Here is a 17,256-nt window from a genome sequence, read left to right on the forward strand (position 1 = left end):
CACTGACTACGCTATTTGAACTCTTTTTAAGCGAATATGTAGGAGACAATGAGCAGCGAGAAGATGACACCAGCCAGGTCCGACCACAAGCCTACCTTTAGCGCATAAGCAGAATTGCGAATGCCAACTGCGCCAAAATAAACGGTTAGGACATACAGTGTCGTATCTGTGCTCCCTTGCATGGTAGCTGCCAGTCTGCCTAAAAAAGAATCGGGACCGTACTGCGCGATCAGATCTGTTGCAATCGCAAGTGAGCCTGTTCCCGTCAACGGACGAAGCAATGCTAACGGGACCAATTCTTCCGGAAAATGCAACAGGTCAAGAAGCGGTTTGAGTGCGCGAAGCAGTAGATCCAATGCTCCTGACTCCCGAAACATACTTACCGCGACCATCATGGCAATCAGATGTGGGAGTATGCGAATCGTAGTGGTTAAGCCGCCTTTTGCTCCATCTACAAATGTCTCGTAGACGGGGACTTGTTTCCGCCACCCATACAACAAGACAAAGGCAATCGTAACGGGAATGGCCCAAAGAGAGAGCAGGGATACCCATTGGTACATAAGGACTCCCCCTATCTATGTCTTCGTATATGCCGATAACGATACATGCGATCAATCAACAGAGCGACAATGGTGGCAGCAAAGGAAGATAACAGCGTAGTACCTACGATTTCTACCGGATTCACGGAGCCATACTGCATGCGAATCGCGATCATCGTCGTCGGAATAATCGTAATGCTCGCCGTATTAATCGCCAGCAGCGTACACATGGCAGGCGAAGCGTTTTGCTTGTCTGGATTTAGCTTTTGGAGCTCTTCCATGGCTTTCAGCCCCATTGGAGTTGCTGCATTACCCAGCCCGAGTAGGTTTGCACTCATATTTGAGAGGATATATCCCATAGCAGGATGCCCTTTTGGTACATCCGGAAAAAGGGCTTGGATGATCGGTGACAATACCCGCGCCAATAGCTCAAGGAGTCCTGACTTTTCTGCAATCCGCATCATTCCCATCCAAAAGGCGAGAACACTGAGAAGACCGAGACTAACGGTTACTCCCGTTTTGGCTCCCTCAAACGCGGCTGCGTTGATCGCTTCCATCCGCCCTGTCATGGCCGCAACGACAATGCTAATGACAATGAGCCCGAGCCAAATGACATTAAGCACTCCACAGCCCCCCTGACACTATGTCCCAAAATGGCTGCCACATTGAGCGTGAAGCCTGCGGAGCTGCGAAAGCCGGCGCATCCACACTAACTAGCAACGGAACCTGTCCAATCATCTTCTCCTTTAAATAGAGTTGAAGAAACCCTGCCAGTTGGCCATTCATCTTCGCTGTAACCGTTGATTCTCCCATAACGACACGCTTGTGAATCCCCTCTGCCTCTGCCGTTTGCAACGGATATTGAAAAGCGTTTGTTGTGACAAGATGAATTCCTGCTTCAAGTGTGACTGGTGTGTCAGGCTTTACCTCCTGCCCTTTCTTGACCAGCTCTTGTAGCGGATAATTCTCAAAGCCCCAGTCCATCAGCTTGGCGGAGTCGTTCCAGTCATCAGAAGCATTCAGAGTAATCGTCGCCAGCTGCCTTCCATCCCGTGTGGCAGAGGAAGCTAGGCAACGCTTCGCGAGTTTTGTGTATCCCGTTTTCACACCATCAGCACCGTTGTATAGGTGAAGCATCTTGTTTTTGTTGAGTAGACGCCGGTCCCACTGTTCGCCTTCCCATGAAATATCCTTGACTTTCGTAGAAACGATTTGACGAAACACCGGATTATGTAAGGCGTAGGCGGACAGCTTTGCCATATCTTCCGCAGTGGAGTAATGCTGGTTACTGTCATCTAACCCATGCGGATTGGTGAAGTTCGTATGCTCCATTCCAATCATCGCAGCTTTTTCATTCATCAAGTAAGTGAATCCAGGCACTGACCCTCCGATGTGCGTTGCAATGGTGACGGCTGCGTCATTGCCTGATCGTAGCATCAAACCGTACAGTAGTTCTTCAAGCGTGAGCTTTTCTCCATTTTTCAAGTAGATCGATGAGCCTTCTACGCCTACTGCTTGTGGGGGTACCGTTACCTGTGCATCCAATTTGCCCATCTCGATCGCTACGATTGCTGTCATTGTTTTGGTCAGACTCGCAATCCTCATTTTTTTCGTACCGTTTTTGGAATAAAGAATCCGTCCACTCTCTACATCGACTAGTGCTGCACCTTCAGCTGACAAGCTAGGTGGAGTTGCAGCAGCATTTACCATCGCTGCCGGCGTAAGAGCCATCTGTATAAAAAGAAAAACGACGAGTACGCCGGACAGATATTTTCGTATGCTCATAAAAGTCCTCCCCATTTGAAAACTTGGGCTCAACCCTACCTATTAGGCAAGAGAAAAGCCATCGTTATACCACGATACACAGGTTTGTACCATAGTATATGGGGACGAGTCGTATGATAGTACGAAAAACTGTCCGGGCTGTAACTAGTCGTTTGTCGGTTCTTCTGATTTTCCGAATAGCGCTGATGCTTCCAGTCGCGCTTCTTCGATATCTAGATTGACAGGCGGTTCTGGCAAATCCCCCAGTTCCCTTAATCCAAAGTGCTCTAAAAATTCTTTGGTGGTCGCGTACAAAATGGGGCGTCCGATCCCCTCTGCTCTCCCCGCTTCGCGAATGAGATGTTTGGATAAGAGGGTGTTCAGTGCTTTTTCGCATTTCACGCCACGGATTTCTTCAATCTCCGAGCGGGTCAGGGGTTGCTTGTACGCAACAATGGCGAGAGTCTCCAGTGCTGCTTGGGATAGCGTTGACTGACCCGGCGATGTTGCTAGCCGTTCAAAATAGGGCACATGCTCGGGCAGAGTGGTCAGCTGATACGCTTTTGCCACTTCCACGATTTGAATACCGCGTCCTGCCCGGCGGAAGTCAGCTTTCATGTCTTCGATCAAGTCGATGACCTCTTCTTCCGACACCTCAGTGATTTCACTGATTTCTTTGGCATCGATTCCTTCATCACCCGAGATGAACAGCAAGCCCTCGATTACGCCTTTCAGCTTGTCATAGTCCATCGGTATGGGCTCCTTCCGTTCCGTTTTCACATATGATGATGTCTTGGAACAATTGATTTTGTACACACGTAATGTGCTTAGCCTTCATGAGCTCAAGCAAGGCGAGAAAGGTAGTTACAATCTCTGTGCGCGTCGCACCTTGGGAAAACAACTCAGAAAAACGAACCATCCCACCGCTACGTACCGCTTGGCGTATCTCCGTCATCCGATCCTTGATGGAGATTTCGTCGCGCGACACCCTGGTCATCGGTTCTTTTTCTTTCGATTTCTTCACCAGCTTTTCCAGCGCGTTGATCAAATCGTAGAGGGTCACATTCGTCACGGTATGATCCTCTTCACGCGCATAAGGAGACAAATTCTCTGCGGGACGCGTAAAAACTTGATTACGACCGATCTCCATTTCTCGCAAGTTCCCGGCTAGCATCTTATAACGCTTGTACTCCAACAGACGCGCAACCAGCTCTTCACGCGGGTCTATCTCGTCTACATCCATATCGAGGAACTGCTGAAAGACATGCTCCTCCTTTTTGGGTAACAGCATCTTGCTTTTAATAGAGAGGAGCGTAGCCGCCATGACTACGAACTCACTGGCCACATCCAGTTGGAGCTCTTGCATCTTGTCAATCGTCGCGAGGTATTGCTCCGTAATTTCCGCTATCGGTATGTCGTAGATGTCCACCTCTGCCTTGTCGATCAGATGGAGCAACAGATCGAGTGGTCCCTCAAAAGAATCAAGTTTGATGCTGTAAGCCAAAAGACGTCCCTCGTTTCCGTTAGATGAACACGCTTAAGATACTATTTCCAATTTGTTGAACCCATGCTAGTGCAATCCCATGGGGAATACCAAAAATGATTGTGCTAACCCCCGGAATAAAGATCAGTAATAAGAGAATCCACGGCCCGTAGACTTCATAATTGTAAAACTTTCCATCCCAACTCCGTGGAGACAAAAATCGCAGTATTTTGTAGCCGTCCAATGGCGGAATCGGCAAAAGGTTGAAGATAAAAAGAGCTGTATTGATCAATACAGAAAATCGTAGTGTCAGATCAATTGCATAAGCCACTTTTTCTTGCATTCCTACTAGTACTCCGGAATTAATTACTACGAAATACACCATGTAAAACAATACCGCGAGTATCAGGTTAATTAATGGACCTGCAAATGAAACGTAAACAATCCCTAATCGCTTGTTCCCACGGAAATGCAGAGGGTTGATCGGCACTGGTCTCGCCCAACCAAATGGACCAAACAGAATGAGAATCAAACCAAACGGATCAATATGCGGGATTGGATTTAATGTTAAGCGGCCCTCCGATTTCGCCGTATTGTCACCCAGCTTCCAGGCGACAAAGGCATGTGCCCATTCATGCAAAGTGAAAGCGATAACGAACGCAATCAAACGAAACGGTACCGTTTTCCAATCAAAATGAAAAAGATCCATTGCTTCCTCCAATCATGCGAGTTCAAAAAGTCATCTTTTTGAACAACCCCAGATAAAAATCGTCTATCTTCTAGCATACCAGCAGATAGATAGGCTTACAACCCCATTCCAGCTTGACCCAGCATGCATCCTGACAAAAAAACACCGACAAGGTTTCCCTCATCGGTGTTCATGAAGCTTTTATTCGCCTACTTTTACTGTACCCATTTTATCGCCTTGTTTGATTGCATCAACGTGTTCCATACCGGAAGTGACGCGACCAAATACTGTATGTACGCCATCGAGGTGAGGGAAAGCATCATACAAGATGAAGAATTGGCTTCCGCCTGTGTCTTTTCCTGCGTGTGCCATGGACAGGTAACCGCGCAGATGCTTGTGTGGGTTTCCTTTTGTTTCACATTTGATGGTGTAACCAGGACCGCCTGTACCTGTACCGTAAGGGCATCCGCCTTGTGCTACGAAGCCAGGGATAACACGGTGGAAGGACAGACCGTTGTAGAAGCCTTCGTTAATCAATTTCTCAAAGTTTGCTACTGTGCCCGGAGCTTCTTGATCGAACAGCTCCAGCTCGATTTGGTTACCATTTTCCATGGTGATGAGCGCTTTTTTCATATGTTGAACCTCCATACCTTGTAAAGTTAACGTACCCATTCTACCATGGAGATCGATTGACGTCCAATTTATCCCTCGATGCGGATCTGCTCTTCGCCAGGCAACTCACAGTCGGTAATAAAAACAGTTCCCGCCTTCGCCTTTGCCACCATTTTCACGTACGCTGCCTTCTCTGCAACTTGTTTTGCACTGGTGTACTTCCCTGCATAGAGGACGACACCTGCCATCGACATCGAGAGCTCCTGACCGTCCCCCATTCTGCGCTTTTCATAAATGTCCGAAAAATACGGCGTAAAAGCATCCATGATAAACAAGACGACATCATTCGCACATTGTGCTGTCGTAATCAGGATAAAATCATCTCCACCAATATGCCCAATGAAGTCAGACCCGCTTCCGTACCATTTCGAGGCTTCCCGCAACAAGTTCGCGGTTCGAACGATAATCTGATCCCCCACTTCAAACCCGTAGCGGTCGTTAAACCATTTGAAACGGTCGAGATCACAGTAGATGACCACCTGATGATCATTCCGTTTCAGCCGTTGATTCAATTCCCTTTCAATCTGCACATTCCCCGGCAATCCAGTCAGCGGATTGGCAGAGCTCGCCATCTCGAGTTTAATGGAAGCCATTTTGTCCAACAGCTTTTGCACGGTAACGATGCCGATGTACTCGCCATTCTCATCAATAATAATGACCACATCATACAAATGATAAGCATCTCTGGCCATCGCACGCTTCGCTACCTCATCCAACTTGTCGTCTTTGGTAGCTTTGAGCGGGTTCGTATTCATGATTTGAGAAACGGATCTTTCATAATACAGCGCGATTCCATATTGACCACCGAGAATTTGATACAGGGAAAACCGCATGACAAGTCCAACCGGTATACCTTTCTCTAGCACTACCACGCTTTCAATCCGCTGATTTTGTTCGAAAATCTCATGGATGCGTCTTACTTTCACGTGTTTTTCAACACTGATTGTCTTCGCCAAGATTTCCGTCATAGCCGGTGTGGGCAGCACTGGTTCCGCTTCTTGCTCAATCCGCTTTTCCATCGTAAACCGCAGAAAGTTCATAGCCGTTCCACATAGCTGCGCCATCCCTTTGTCAGGCTTACCTAAATAGTAACCCTGTCCATAGATGACACCGACGTCCATGAGCGTTTCCAGCTCACGCTCCGTCTCGATCCCTTCTGCTATGATTTTGCAGTTTACCTTGTCAGCAAAGGATACAAACGTCTCCAACAACGCCTGCTTAATCGGATCGACATCAATATTGCGGATCAATGACATATCAAGCTTAATAAAGTCTGGGTAAATTTCTGTAATCGATTCCAAGCTGGAATACCCTGCACCCGCATCATCTACGGCAATCATATAGCCCTGCTTGCGGTATTCCTCGATGATTTTTCGAAAAGCAGCGTAATTCGTAATCGCGTGGCGCTCTGTAATTTCAAAAACAATGTTTTGTGGCGTCAGCTCATACTCTGCCAAAAGCATCTGCACTTTGCCACGTAGCAGAAACGGATCGTCAATCGCCCGTGGGTCCAAATTGATAAACAATTTCTCATGTGGCTTCAGGTAGCGTATATGCTCCAATGCCCGCTTGCGACATATATGCTCCAAACGAAACACCGTATCCGTCTCTTGCGCATAATTAAACAAAGCAGCAGGAGTTGCAAAGAGGCTGTTGACCGGCCCTCGCGCCAATGCCTCCCATCCTAAAGCTTCGCCATTTGGCAAATGAATGATCGGCATGAAGTGCATCTGAACATTTTCTTCTGCAAGCAGCTTGTGAAATTGTCTGATGTGCGTATATTTTTCGGAGGTAATCCCATATTTGGCCATATGAACAGCATGTTTGACAGAGGTATACATCTCTTTCACGATATCTTCTCCGATGATTTCCGCATAGCCGATATGGACACGAAGCTCCTCACGATTAACGAAGCTCACTTGTCGATTTAACTGTCGTTCAGCCAACTCCTGAAAATGAATCGAGAGCATTTGACAGTCTTCCTCACTCATCATTTTCGAAAAGGAAGTGTAAATCGCAAAATCATCACCCCACAGCTTTTGAATCGCGATGATTCTCCCTTTGATTTCAAATGCTTGACGAGCTACAGCTGGCAAAATGCTTTCAAATATATGAAGCACTCTCTTGGCACTCGTATCGCCGTAGCGATGCTCTACCTCTGTCAGCTTGACGATATCTATATAAAACAGGACGACTTTCTTCTCTCTCTCCACCTCTTGCCGAATCATCGCCTTCATCCATTGGCGTTTATCCAACGAAATATAGGGTATTCGTCGAAACCGCTTCATAAGAGTCGACAACATGATGAATCGCTCCCCCTCACCCTTCCATTATGCCGAGCAAACATTAAGCAATCATGAATGGGAGATGAAGGAAATACAAAACCTTCCCAAACGATCGGGAAGGTTTGTGCATTTTTTATGAAGTTTAGCGCATAAGCTGCGCGCGTTTTGGCAAAACATCGTGACCAACTACTTCTGCGTACGTTTCGCGTCGTACGACCACTTCTGCTTCTCCGTCCTTGACAAATACAACAGCAGGACGAGCGATTCGGTTGTAGTTGTTCGCCATCGAATATCCATATGCACCTGTGCTTGGGACTGCGAGAATATCGCCCGCCTGCGCTTCTGGAAGCCTTACATCCCAGATGAGCATATCACCTGACTCGCAGCACTTCCCTGCAATGGAAACCATCTCGGTAGCAGGTGCATTCATTTTGTTCGCAATTGCTGCTTCATATTCTGCATCGTATAAAGCTGGTCGCAGATTGTCTGTCATGCCACCATCGACCGCAATATATTTTCGGACATTTGGAATGTTCTTTTGCGATCCAATTCGGTACAAGGTTGTCCCTGCATCCCCTACAATACTCCGACCTGGCTCGATCCAGATCTCAGGTAGAGGAATCGCAAGCGCTGTGAGCTCTTGGCGAACGATATCTGTAATGGCTTTGATATACGTGTCCGCTGGCTGCGGTGTATCGCCTTCTACATACCGAATACCGAAGCCGCCTCCTACATTCAGTACTTCTGGCAGGAATCCAAGCTTTCCTTTTGCTTCGCCCAACAGTTCTGTCAATCGTTTGACAGCGACGAGGAAGCCTTCTGTTTCAAAAATTTGTGAACCAATATGGCTATGAACTCCTAATAAATGGAGATGATTGCTTTCGTGAGAGAATTGAATTGCTTCAAGAGCCTGGCCGTTTTGCACATCAAAGCCAAACTTGGAGTCGATCTGTCCTGTAGAAATGTATTCATGCGTATGAGCTTCTACACCCGGTGTGACACGCAAGAGAACGGAGACTTTTTCGTTCCGCTCTTCGGCCAACTGCGCCAAGATGTGCAACTCATAAAAGTTGTCCACAACGAAACAGCCAATTTTGGCGTCTAGTGCCATGATTAACTCATCACGAGATTTGTTATTGCCATGAAAATGGATGCGTTCTACGGGGAATCCAGCTTGCAGAGCCGTATACAATTCGCCGCCAGATACTACATCGAGTGACAAGCCTTCCTCTTCAACCAACTTACACATTGCCATCGTGCAAAAAGCTTTGCTCGCGTAAGCAACCTGGAAGGAAAAACCCGTATTGTGAAACGCATTGACAAAATCCCGGCATTTGGTGCGAATTTGTTGTTCGTCATACACATATAAAGGTGTTCCGTAAGTAGCAGCTAACTGTGTCGTATCACAGCCTCCGATTTCCAAGTTTCCTTGTTCATTCACTCGACTTGTCCCGTGTAAGTACATGTTTCGTTTCCTCCCCAATTCATTCGCACCGATGATGTATATAGACAACCTGTTATAGAGAAAGGCAACCAACGAGGAGCGTCAGTTGCCATACAGAAACTTTTGTTCGTAAGGCTTCCCTACAATTTACTACAAGGTTGTGCGTTTGACAATGGGTGAAGTCAACCGTTTTCAGAATATTATTGCCGAGAGGAATTTTGCGCGCGAACGATACTCGGCCTGTTGTTTTTCTTTGGCACAGCCAGCCGTACCACAATATCCTTCATCCCTTTGTAGTTGAATGGAATGAACGGCCATAAGTAAGGCGTATTGAGCGAACGCGTAGAAGCCAAGAAAATCAGGATGATCGTAAGTCCGATCATCAGTCCAGGTGTAGAGAAAAAGCCCACCATGAGAATGAGAAACAAACGAATCAGTCGATTGGCCAAGCTCAACTCATAACTGGGAGTCGCATACATACCGATTGCCGCCACTGCCAGATACAAGATAACCTCGGGTGCAAGGAGTCCTACCTTTATCGCCACATCCCCGACCAGAATCGCGGCCAATAAACCTACGGCAATCGAGAGGGGCGCTGGCGTATGAATGGCGGCCATCCGCATCAAATCCAGTCCAAGCTCAGCGATTACGAATTGTGCCAAAATAGGAATACTCCCCATCTTTTTGATCCCCAGGAAGTGAAGTGGCTCCGGTATCATGGAAGGGTGCATGACCAAAAGCAACCAGATCGGCAAAACAAAAACAGAAGCAAAGATTCCCAAAAAGCGAACCCAGCGCAGATAAGCACCGATTACCGGTGTTTGTCGATACTCCTCCGCATGCTGTACATGATGAAAATAAGTGGCGGGTGTGATCATGACACTCGGCGAAGTATCCACATAAATCAGTACATGACCTTCTAATAAATGTACAGCGGCTACATCGGGACGCTCTGTGTATCGAACCAGCGGGAAGGGGTTTAACGTTTTTCCTATGATAAATTCTTCGACGGTTTTTTCTGCCATCGGTATCCCGTCAATCTGGATATTTTGTAGACGCTCTTTCAACGTATGGACCAGCTCTTCATTTGCTACATCATGCAAGTAGGCGACGGCAACATCTGTCTTGGTCCGCTCCCCAATCTGCATGATTTCGAAGCGGAGCCGTTCGTCACGAATCCTTCGTCGCGTAAGAGTTGTATTGGTTACGAGCACTTCTGTAAAGCCGTCATGCGCTCCGCGGACGATTCTCTCCGTATCTGGCTCCTGCGGTGTGCGATTCGGCAGGATTTTGGCATCGAGAATAATGGCGTGGGGAGATCGGTCAATGATCAGCCCTACTTGACCGACGAGCAATTTATCAATAAACTCGTCAGTCGTTTCTACCTTGCTCAGTTGGTAGAAAGGGATGAATTTGTGAAACAAATGGTCGAAAGCGTTATCAGCCAGATCCCGCTCACGCACATCGTTCAGCTCACGCATGACCTGCGAAATCAGTAAGCTTTCTGCGAAGCCATTTATGTAATACAACAACATTCGTGTATGACCCACATAAAAATCATGGACTCCAATATCAAAGCTCTTACCAACACCGAGTCTGTCGTTCAAATACCTCTGATTCTCTTCAAGATAAGTCGAGATGGGATGCCGTTTTTCCGTGACCTGTGCCATGAGCGCCGCTCCTTTCCATTATCCATTGCACCGCTCTCGTTGTGATGGGACAACCGTTTTGCAAACTATCCCTCCCTTCCATTTTGCCTATATCTCCAATGCCGATGACATTTGGTACATGCAGGGAATTCAAGATGTCTACGGTATCTCCATAAATATGATGCTGAAGTTGCTCGTCTGCGTACCCGTCCTTGTCCACCGCTTCATCTACAATTTGTCCTTGGTTGTTTACAGAATAAGCGACTGTCGCACCATTGACCCAGTGTGTATTCGAGGCTACTGCAATTGCACCGATTACTTCGATATCAGGATGCTTCACCACGTATTCGAGTGCTCGTTCTCCTCTACCCTTGCCGTAATCTCCATTGTCATCGAACATGACGATGACAGGATCATACGGTGTCATTTTAATGAGTTCGACCATCTGATTGCCTCGTAATGGAGTCGGATTCCCGGCAGACAGTGATATACATCGCCCCCCAAATTGCTTAGCGACATTCTCGATAACTTTTTGGGCAATATGATCTCCGTCTGTCACCAATATGACTTTCCGGCGTACTGTGTCCATGCTGGGTCACCGCCTTTTACTGCCTGGACTTACCCTTTGGGTTTAAAGATGAGTGAGGCAAAAAATCCAAATGCAATCGCGGCCGATATACCCGCACTCGTGACCTCAAAAATCCCCGTTGCCACACCGATCAACCCATGTTGTTCGGCCTCGCTGATAGCTCCGTGATACAAAGAATGACCGAAGCTCGTAATCGGTACAGTCGCTCCTGCGCCTGCGAAATCAATAAACTTGTCATACACGCCGATAAAATCGAGAAAAACTCCTGCCACGACCAGCGTACTCATGACATGAGCAGGCGTTAGCTTGCCAACATCTAGAAGGAGTTGCCCCACTACACAAACCAATCCCCCTACGACAAAAGCAATTAGGTACTCCATCATTTTCCTCCCTCAAGTGCAACCGCATGGGCGATGCACGGTATCGAATTGCCCTGCTGAGTGCTTACCGGGCTTAAAAGTGCTCCCGTGGCGCAGATCAACACGTTTTTCAGTAACCCACGGTTGAGCTGATCCATTATGTAGCTATAAGTGACTACTGCACTGCTGGCACAACCGCTCCCGCCTGCAAATACATCCTGATCGGGGGAGTATATCATCAATCCGCAATCATTGTAGACTTGATCCATGTCGTATCCTTCTGTCAGCATGAGCTCCTTTAAAATCGGATACCCGACAGCTGCTAGGTCACCAGTCACGATCAAATCATAGGACTGTGGAGAGCGCCCCGTATCTTGAAAATGCGTCTGAATCGTCGAAGCAGCTGCTGGCGCCATGGCCGTCCCCATATCAAACGGGTCTTTAATCCCCATGTCCACTACTTTCCCCATCGTTGCATACGTAATGCGCGGACCATTTCCCCCTATCCCGACCAATCCCGCGCCAGCTCCTGTCACTGTCCACTGAGCGCTGGGCGGCTTCTGGCCTCCGTATTCCGTAGGATAACGATACTGCCTTTCTGCTGTGGCATTGTGGCTACTGCAAGCAGCAATCGCCTTGTTTGCATAGCCTGCGTTTACCAAAGCCGCCGCATTTGCCAGTGTAAGCATTGAGGTAGAACAAGCGCCGTACATGCCCAAAAGCGGAATCGTCAACTTTTCTGCTGTAAAGTTGGTGGTGATGTTTTGATTCAACAGATCACCCGCAAGAATGATATCCACATCCTTGCCCGTGATCCCCGCCTTTTGCAACAAGGTGTTGACTGCATCCTCCATTAACTGGCGTTCGGCATCTTCCCACGTTTGTTGGCCTGCATACATATCATCGTGGATCTTATCAAACAAGTGCGCCAGCGGCCCTTCTCCTTCTTTTGGTCCCAAAGCAACTGCCGAGCTTTGCAGGCGAACATTTTGATCAAAGTGCCAGGTTTGCCGATTGACTCGTTTCACAGGTGGATTGTTTGACACTGACAGCCCTCCCTTAGAAAAACATGTTGATCAGGCTCTTTAATATTCCTGCAACGAAAGCAGCAACAACCCCAAAAACAATGACCGAACCAGCGAGCTTAAACATATTTCCCCCAACGCCAAGCACAAACCCTTCGCTCCGATGTTCAATGGCAGCAGAAGCGATCGAGTTGGCAAAGCCTGTAACAGGCACGGCTGATCCGGCTCCAGCATACTGCCCGATATTGTCATACACACCTAAACCTGTGAGCAAAACGGATAAAAAGATGAGTGTCGCAACGGTTGGATTGCTTGCCGTTTTCTCCGTAAATCCGAAGAAGGTAATATACATATTTTGAATGGCCTGACCCAACAAACATATGGTCCCTCCTACCCAGAAAGCACGAAACGAGTTAAGCAGAACATTTCGTTTGGGCTGGAACTTGGAAGCCTGCTGTTGATACAGTTGTTTGGTCATCTGCATCGATCCGGGGTTTTTGGATTTTGTTTTGGTTGCCATGCCCTTTCACTCCCTTTGTAAGCTTTCTTCCTATATCCTTCCTTTTTCTAAAGATGCCTATGAATAGTGGTATTTACCATTTCACAGATGGAGCAACCATTGCAATAAGGAACCTGTCACTTTCCCCAGCACCACTGCCATCAACAGAAAAAGAAGACTGCCGTCCATGTGGATTCGCTTTGCTAATATCGGAAAGACGTTGAGTACCTCAGTTAAGCCTGCGGCGAGTGTCCCCACAAATATCCCTGCAAAGATCCCGTAAAGCGAAGAAACGATAACGGGCAATTGAACACCCCAATGAAAAAAATCAATAAACGTAAAAAAAAGCGCTCCGGCCACCAGAGCCCATTCCAGCGAGCGAATATACCGATGAGCATTCGTTAATTGTGTCAACCTCGGAATGATGTCCAGAACGGTAATAAACGCGACCAGCCCGCTCCCTACTGCAAGCCCTCCACCCAGCCCGAACAAAATAAGCAACAAGCACTTAATGACGCTCATTTCTTCGTCCGTTGGTTTTCCTTGTTTTCATTTTGTATGTAGTATTGATCCAGGCTTTGCTGATACATAAACAATTCCACTTCAAGCGGACTAGGTTCCTCGTTGATTTTTTTCTGAAAGATATGATTGAAAAACAGAATCATCCCCAAGCCGATTCCGATAGAGTATGGAATTTGCATCCACAAAGGCTGATGGCTTTTTTCACCTGTAATCAAATAGTAGATTCGTTCGTGAACCTGCATCATGCTGACATCCGTATGGAAATTCATGATCGCCAATCCTGAGCCAATGAACAACAGAAGCCACACCAATGCCACTAAAATCGGATTCGATTTCTTACGTGGATTGAGTACTTCCACAATGATTTGGGGTGCACCCTGGACGTCAAGTTCCACATCAGGATAGACAGAACGCAATCTTTTAATCACCTGCATAATATCGATAATGATCAAATTGCCATCCGTTGGCTTCGTCTGGTAAATGGGCATCCGCTTTAACGCTTCCTCGCGCTCTCCATCCCAGTAAAGCTGGCAAATGTCCCCAAGCGTAATCATAGCTTGTGGCTGTATGGCCAATCGCTTTCTCAGGCGCAGAAACAACGCGTCATTCATGGTACCTTCCCCTTCCATCACATACCCGATTATTCGCTAGTATGTGCCGCGCCACAAAACCCATTCAAATAAACGGAAATGATCGTTCTGTTTAATGAAAATTATCGAGATGTTTTTCACAAAACAAAACACCCCAGCCACGTTGCGACCGGAGTGTTTGCATCTGTTAATGCTCAATTTGCTCTTTGATCGTTTGCAAAATGCGCTTCTCAAGGCGCGATACCTGTACTTGCGAGATTCCCAGCCTCTCCGCTACTTCTGACTGCGTCTGATCCTTGTAGTAGCGCAGGTAGACAATGAGTTGTTCCCGCTCGCTCAATCGACTGATCGCATCCTTGAGCGCAATTTTTTCAAACCATTTGTTGACCCCTTCATCCGCAATCTGATCGATCAAAGTAATGGGGTCCCCGTCATTTTCAAAAACCGTTTCATGGATGGAAGAAGGTGCCCGATTCGCTTCTTGCGCAAACACGACTTCTTCTGGCGTAATCCCCACCACGTCCGCAACCTCAGCAATCGTGGGTGCGCGACCGAATTGCTTGTACAGCTCATCCTTTGTTCGTCGTACCTTATTGGCTGTTTCTTTGAGTGATCGACTTACCTTGACTGTACCGTCATCACGTAAGAAGCGTTGAATTTCTCCGATAATCATCGGCACAGCATAGGTTGAGAATCGAACATCATAGGAGAGATCAAACTTGTCTACGGCTTTCAAAAGGCCAATACAACCGATCTGAAACAAATCATCCGCTTCGTATCCACGGTTGATAAAGCGCTGGACGACGGACCAGACCAGCCGAATATTGCTGTTGACTAAAAGCTCTCGTGCCTCAGTGTCGCCAGCTTGGCTTTTGGCGATTAGCTCTTTTACTTGGTCATTGGTCAGAAATGGTTGACTCGCGTTTTTGATATCGGCACCCATAGGCACTACCCCTAATTTTGCAAGGCTTTGGCAAACGCTAGGCGTTTGGTGAGGCGCACAGTTGTTCCTTTACCCACAACCGTTGCCACTTCCAAAGAGTCCATGAAATTCTCCATAATCGTAAAGCCCATCCCAGAGCGCTCAAGCTCCGGTTTCGTCGTATAGAGTGGTTGCATAGCCTGCTCCACATCCTCAATTCCACGTCCATTGTCTTCTACAATCAGATCAATACTGTCCTCTTGAATTCGCACGGAGATCTGTACCACACCCTCTGGATTTTCGTCATAACCATGAATAATGGCATTGGTAACAGCCTCGGATATAACGGTTTTGATTTCTTCCAGCTCGTCCATCGTAATATCGAGTTGAGAAATGAAGGCTGCGACTGCTACACGTGCGAATGCTTCATTTTGGCTCAATGCTGCAAACGACACTGACATAAAGTTACGTTGTACCATCATTACGCCACCCCCAGAATATGCAAAGCATCCGCTTCGTTTTCGCGAAACTTGATCACCTTGAATAACCCGGACATCTCAAATATTCGATAGATCGTAGGATTGATCGAGCAGACATACATTTCTCCAGATCGGGCAGAAATCTGCTTGTATCTTCCCAAAATAACCCCGATACCAGAGCTGTCCATAAACGTCAAATCAGCCAGACTCAGCACAATATGGCGTATCGTAGAGGTACGCAAAAGATCATCCGCCTTCTTGCGCAACTCCTCTGCCGTATGATGATCCAGCTCACCCTGCAAACGGATCACCAGCACATCCTGCCGTGTCTCCATCGCGACTCGTAAACTCATAGCTGACACACTCCTTCTCCCTTGATAGAAACTCTCTTTCTTCCTCGGCGAAACCAATTCCTGCCAGCCGACAAAAGAACAAAAAAATCGAGCAGCCGCGCCATTCCATTCGGGGCAACTCGATTCTTTTCGCGCTCATGCTGTCTGTCAGTAGCTAATCAAAACGCTCTTGGTGGTTCGCTTGAGAATCTCCCACATGTTGGCTTTATCTACCTGATCTTCTGGGAACAGATCGATTCGGTTTACTTCCTTGCCATCTTTCGTTCGGATGAAAATGTGGCCAATTACTTGGTCTTTTGCTATAGGTGCGTGAACCGCCTCATTGATGACAATTTCCTTCTGGAAGGTATCGGCCGATTCTCCTTTTTTCATTAACAAACTAACCGCATGTGGTGTCACCGCATTGATTTGCGGTTTCTGACCTTTATCTACAACGAGTGCGCGCACTGCTTCTCCCTTTTTGTACATCGGCATCACCTGAAAGTGTGTGAATGCGTAATTGAACATGGTCGAAACCTCATTGTTACGCGTTTTTACATCAGGCTCACCCATGACGACTGCAATGACACGCATGTTGTTGCGTTTGGCTGTCGCTGTTAAACAGTATTTCGCTTCGCCTGTGTACCCTGTTTTCAAACCGTCCACCCCTTCATAAAAACGCACCAGCTTGTTCGTATTTACAAGCCAGAAGGGGCTCTCTGTATCTTTCCGCAAATAGTCTTGATACGTACCGGTGAACTTCGTGATGCCATCGTGCTTTAAGAGCTCACGTGACATGATCGCAATATCTGCTGCCGAAGAGAAGTGATTCGCGGCTGGAAGTCCATTGGAGTTGACAAAATGCGTATTTTTCATACCGAGCTGCTGTGCTCGTTCATTCATTCGCGCGACAAAACTCTCTTCTGTCCCAGCCAAGTGTTCAGCCATCGCTACAGAGGCATCATTCCCAGAAGCAATCGCAATCCCTTTCAACATGTCCTCTACCGTCATTTCTTCACCAGGCTGTAGAAAAATTTGCGACCCGCCCATTGATGCTGCTCTTTCACTTGTTCGAACCTTATCGGTAAGCTTAAGCTCTCCCCGCTCCACCGCTTCCATGATCAAAAGCATGGTCATTACTTTGGTGATACTGGCGGGTGGCATTTTTTCATTGGCGTTCTTTTCATACAAGACTGTTCCCGTATCCGCTTCAATCATCACTGCGGATGAAGCTAGTGGGGCAAAATGATTGTCACCCTTTTGCTGTCCAGCCTTTTCTTTGGCAACAGCCATCGGAGAAAAGATGGTAAAGCACATAACGAAGCATAGAGCGAGGTATCCATTCCGTTTCATAGCAGTCTCTTCCCTCCATTCATGGTTTTATTCTCACCATCATGAAAGGAAAATATTCACAC

20 protein-coding genes are annotated in these 17,256 nt (G+C 47.3%); all 20 read right to left on the reverse strand.

The window, feature by feature from the left end:
- Positions 1 to 26: 26 nt before the first annotated feature.
- Positions 27 to 560, reverse strand: a complete 534-nt coding sequence (locus tag HPY27_RS08200) for a spore maturation protein (protein WP_007724050.1) — start codon at positions 558 to 560, stop codon at positions 27 to 29.
- 11 nt (positions 561 to 571) lie between these two features.
- Positions 572 to 1,162: a nucleoside recognition domain-containing protein gene (locus HPY27_RS08205; RefSeq protein WP_017248068.1), complete on the reverse strand. Its 591-nt coding sequence runs from the start codon at positions 1,160 to 1,162 to the stop codon at positions 572 to 574.
- Positions 1,155 to 2,324: a D-alanyl-D-alanine carboxypeptidase family protein gene (locus HPY27_RS08210; protein ID WP_174224762.1), complete on the reverse strand. Its 1,170-nt coding sequence runs from the start codon at positions 2,322 to 2,324 to the stop codon at positions 1,155 to 1,157. Before HPY27_RS08210 ends, HPY27_RS08205 begins: the two co-directional genes overlap by 8 nt.
- A 144-nt stretch (positions 2,325 to 2,468) precedes the next feature.
- A complete protein-coding gene (scpB, locus tag HPY27_RS08215) occupies positions 2,469 to 3,053 on the reverse strand; it encodes an SMC-Scp complex subunit ScpB (protein WP_017248066.1) in 585 nt (194 codons plus the stop codon).
- Positions 3,043 to 3,807, reverse strand: a complete 765-nt coding sequence (locus tag HPY27_RS08220; RefSeq protein ID WP_069844664.1) for a segregation/condensation protein A — start codon at positions 3,805 to 3,807, stop codon at positions 3,043 to 3,045. Before HPY27_RS08220 ends, scpB begins: the two co-directional genes overlap by 11 nt.
- 19 nt (positions 3,808 to 3,826) lie before the next feature.
- On the reverse strand, positions 3,827 to 4,495 hold the full coding sequence (locus HPY27_RS08225) for a site-2 protease family protein (RefSeq protein WP_017248064.1): 669 nt from the start codon (positions 4,493 to 4,495) through the stop codon (positions 3,827 to 3,829).
- 180 nt (positions 4,496 to 4,675) lie between these two features.
- Positions 4,676 to 5,107 (reverse strand): peptidylprolyl isomerase, encoded by a 432-nt coding sequence (locus HPY27_RS08230; protein ID WP_017248063.1) that lies wholly within the window; start codon positions 5,105 to 5,107, stop codon positions 4,676 to 4,678.
- A 68-nt stretch (positions 5,108 to 5,175) separates the two neighbouring features.
- Entirely contained in the window at positions 5,176 to 7,449 is a 2,274-nt protein-coding gene (locus HPY27_RS08235; protein WP_174224763.1) for a GGDEF domain-containing protein, read from the reverse strand.
- Positions 7,450 to 7,573: 124 nt separating this feature from the next.
- Positions 7,574 to 8,896 (reverse strand): diaminopimelate decarboxylase, encoded by a 1,323-nt coding sequence (lysA, locus tag HPY27_RS08240; RefSeq protein ID WP_017248061.1) that lies wholly within the window; start codon positions 8,894 to 8,896, stop codon positions 7,574 to 7,576.
- 179 nt (positions 8,897 to 9,075) lie between these two features.
- Positions 9,076 to 10,545 carry a spore germination protein gene (locus HPY27_RS08245; RefSeq protein ID WP_017248060.1) on the reverse strand — a complete coding sequence of 490 codons (1,470 nt, stop codon included), beginning with the start codon at positions 10,543 to 10,545 and terminating at the stop codon, positions 9,076 to 9,078.
- Positions 10,499 to 11,113: a stage V sporulation protein SpoVABEA gene (spoVAEA, locus tag HPY27_RS08250; protein ID WP_017248059.1), complete on the reverse strand. Its 615-nt coding sequence runs from the start codon at positions 11,111 to 11,113 to the stop codon at positions 10,499 to 10,501. The genes HPY27_RS08245 and spoVAEA overlap by 47 nt, the downstream gene beginning before the upstream one ends.
- Before the next feature lie 29 nt (positions 11,114 to 11,142).
- Positions 11,143 to 11,493 carry a stage V sporulation protein AE gene (spoVAE, locus tag HPY27_RS08255; protein WP_007724093.1) on the reverse strand — a complete coding sequence of 117 codons (351 nt, stop codon included), beginning with the start codon at positions 11,491 to 11,493 and terminating at the stop codon, positions 11,143 to 11,145.
- Complete coding sequence (gene spoVAD, locus HPY27_RS08260; protein WP_174224764.1) at positions 11,493 to 12,518, reverse strand: stage V sporulation protein AD; 1,026 nt, start codon at positions 12,516 to 12,518, stop codon at positions 11,493 to 11,495. The genes spoVAE and spoVAD overlap by 1 nt, the downstream gene beginning before the upstream one ends.
- A gap of 13 nt (positions 12,519 to 12,531) precedes the next feature.
- Positions 12,532 to 13,017 carry a stage V sporulation protein AC gene (spoVAC, locus tag HPY27_RS08265; protein WP_017248057.1) on the reverse strand — a complete coding sequence of 162 codons (486 nt, stop codon included), beginning with the start codon at positions 13,015 to 13,017 and terminating at the stop codon, positions 12,532 to 12,534.
- Between the two features lie 81 nt (positions 13,018 to 13,098).
- The gene (locus HPY27_RS08270) at positions 13,099 to 13,518 is read right to left on the reverse strand and encodes a stage V sporulation protein AB (protein WP_174224765.1); all 420 of its coding nucleotides are present in this window, start codon (positions 13,516 to 13,518) and stop codon (positions 13,099 to 13,101) included.
- On the reverse strand, positions 13,515 to 14,129 hold the full coding sequence (locus HPY27_RS08275; protein ID WP_017248055.1) for a stage V sporulation protein AA: 615 nt from the start codon (positions 14,127 to 14,129) through the stop codon (positions 13,515 to 13,517). Before HPY27_RS08275 ends, HPY27_RS08270 begins: the two co-directional genes overlap by 4 nt.
- A gap of 166 nt (positions 14,130 to 14,295) precedes the next feature.
- A complete protein-coding gene (sigF, locus tag HPY27_RS08280) occupies positions 14,296 to 15,051 on the reverse strand; it encodes an RNA polymerase sporulation sigma factor SigF (protein WP_017248054.1) in 756 nt (251 codons plus the stop codon).
- A gap of 11 nt (positions 15,052 to 15,062) precedes the next feature.
- On the reverse strand, positions 15,063 to 15,512 hold the full coding sequence (gene spoIIAB / locus HPY27_RS08285) for an anti-sigma F factor (protein WP_007724107.1): 450 nt from the start codon (positions 15,510 to 15,512) through the stop codon (positions 15,063 to 15,065).
- Positions 15,512 to 15,862 (reverse strand): anti-sigma F factor antagonist, encoded by a 351-nt coding sequence (spoIIAA, locus tag HPY27_RS08290; RefSeq protein WP_174224766.1) that lies wholly within the window; start codon positions 15,860 to 15,862, stop codon positions 15,512 to 15,514. The genes spoIIAB and spoIIAA overlap by 1 nt, the downstream gene beginning before the upstream one ends.
- 147 nt (positions 15,863 to 16,009) lie before the next feature.
- On the reverse strand, positions 16,010 to 17,194 hold the full coding sequence (locus tag HPY27_RS08295) for a D-alanyl-D-alanine carboxypeptidase family protein (RefSeq protein WP_017248053.1): 1,185 nt from the start codon (positions 17,192 to 17,194) through the stop codon (positions 16,010 to 16,012).
- Positions 17,195 to 17,256: the final 62 nt, after the last annotated feature.

It is taken from the genome of Brevibacillus sp. HB1.1, from assembly GCF_013332445.1.
In the GTDB taxonomy this organism is placed as follows: domain Bacteria; phylum Bacillota; class Bacilli; order Brevibacillales; family Brevibacillaceae; genus Brevibacillus; species Brevibacillus porteri.

Bases quoted from the DNA above. Each gene is read 5' to 3' on its own strand.
- HPY27_RS08200 (WP_007724050.1), bottom strand. From the start codon at position 560: ATGTACCAATGGGTATCCCTGCTCTCTCTTTGGGCCATTCCCGTTACG.
- HPY27_RS08210 (WP_174224762.1), bottom strand. From the start codon at position 2,324: ATGAGCATACGAAAATATCTGTCCGGCGTACTCGTCGTTTTTCTTTTT.
- scpB (WP_017248066.1), bottom strand. From the start codon at position 3,053: ATGGACTATGACAAGCTGAAAGGCGTAATCGAGGGCTTGCTGTTCATC.
- HPY27_RS08225 (WP_017248064.1), bottom strand. From the start codon at position 4,495: ATGGATCTTTTTCATTTTGATTGGAAAACGGTACCGTTTCGTTTGATT.
- HPY27_RS08230 (WP_017248063.1), bottom strand. From the start codon at position 5,107: ATGAAAAAAGCGCTCATCACCATGGAAAATGGTAACCAAATCGAGCTG.
- HPY27_RS08235 (WP_174224763.1), bottom strand. From the start codon at position 7,449: ATGTTGTCGACTCTTATGAAGCGGTTTCGACGAATACCCTATATTTCG.
- lysA (WP_017248061.1), bottom strand. From the start codon at position 8,896: ATGTACTTACACGGGACAAGTCGAGTGAATGAACAAGGAAACTTGGAA.
- HPY27_RS08245 (WP_017248060.1), bottom strand. From the start codon at position 10,545: ATGGCACAGGTCACGGAAAAACGGCATCCCATCTCGACTTATCTTGAA.
- spoVAEA (WP_017248059.1), bottom strand. From the start codon at position 11,113: ATGGACACAGTACGCCGGAAAGTCATATTGGTGACAGACGGAGATCAT.
- spoVAE (WP_007724093.1), bottom strand. From the start codon at position 11,493: ATGGAGTACCTAATTGCTTTTGTCGTAGGGGGATTGGTTTGTGTAGTG.
- spoVAC (WP_017248057.1), bottom strand. From the start codon at position 13,017: ATGGCAACCAAAACAAAATCCAAAAACCCCGGATCGATGCAGATGACC.
- HPY27_RS08270 (WP_174224765.1), bottom strand. From the start codon at position 13,518: ATGAGCGTCATTAAGTGCTTGTTGCTTATTTTGTTCGGGCTGGGTGGA.
- HPY27_RS08275 (WP_017248055.1), bottom strand. From the start codon at position 14,129: ATGAATGACGCGTTGTTTCTGCGCCTGAGAAAGCGATTGGCCATACAG.
- sigF (WP_017248054.1), bottom strand. From the start codon at position 15,051: ATGGGTGCCGATATCAAAAACGCGAGTCAACCATTTCTGACCAATGAC.
- spoIIAB (WP_007724107.1), bottom strand. From the start codon at position 15,512: ATGATGGTACAACGTAACTTTATGTCAGTGTCGTTTGCAGCATTGAGC.
- spoIIAA (WP_174224766.1), bottom strand. From the start codon at position 15,862: ATGAGTTTACGAGTCGCGATGGAGACACGGCAGGATGTGCTGGTGATC.
- HPY27_RS08295 (WP_017248053.1), bottom strand. From the start codon at position 17,194: ATGAAACGGAATGGATACCTCGCTCTATGCTTCGTTATGTGCTTTACC.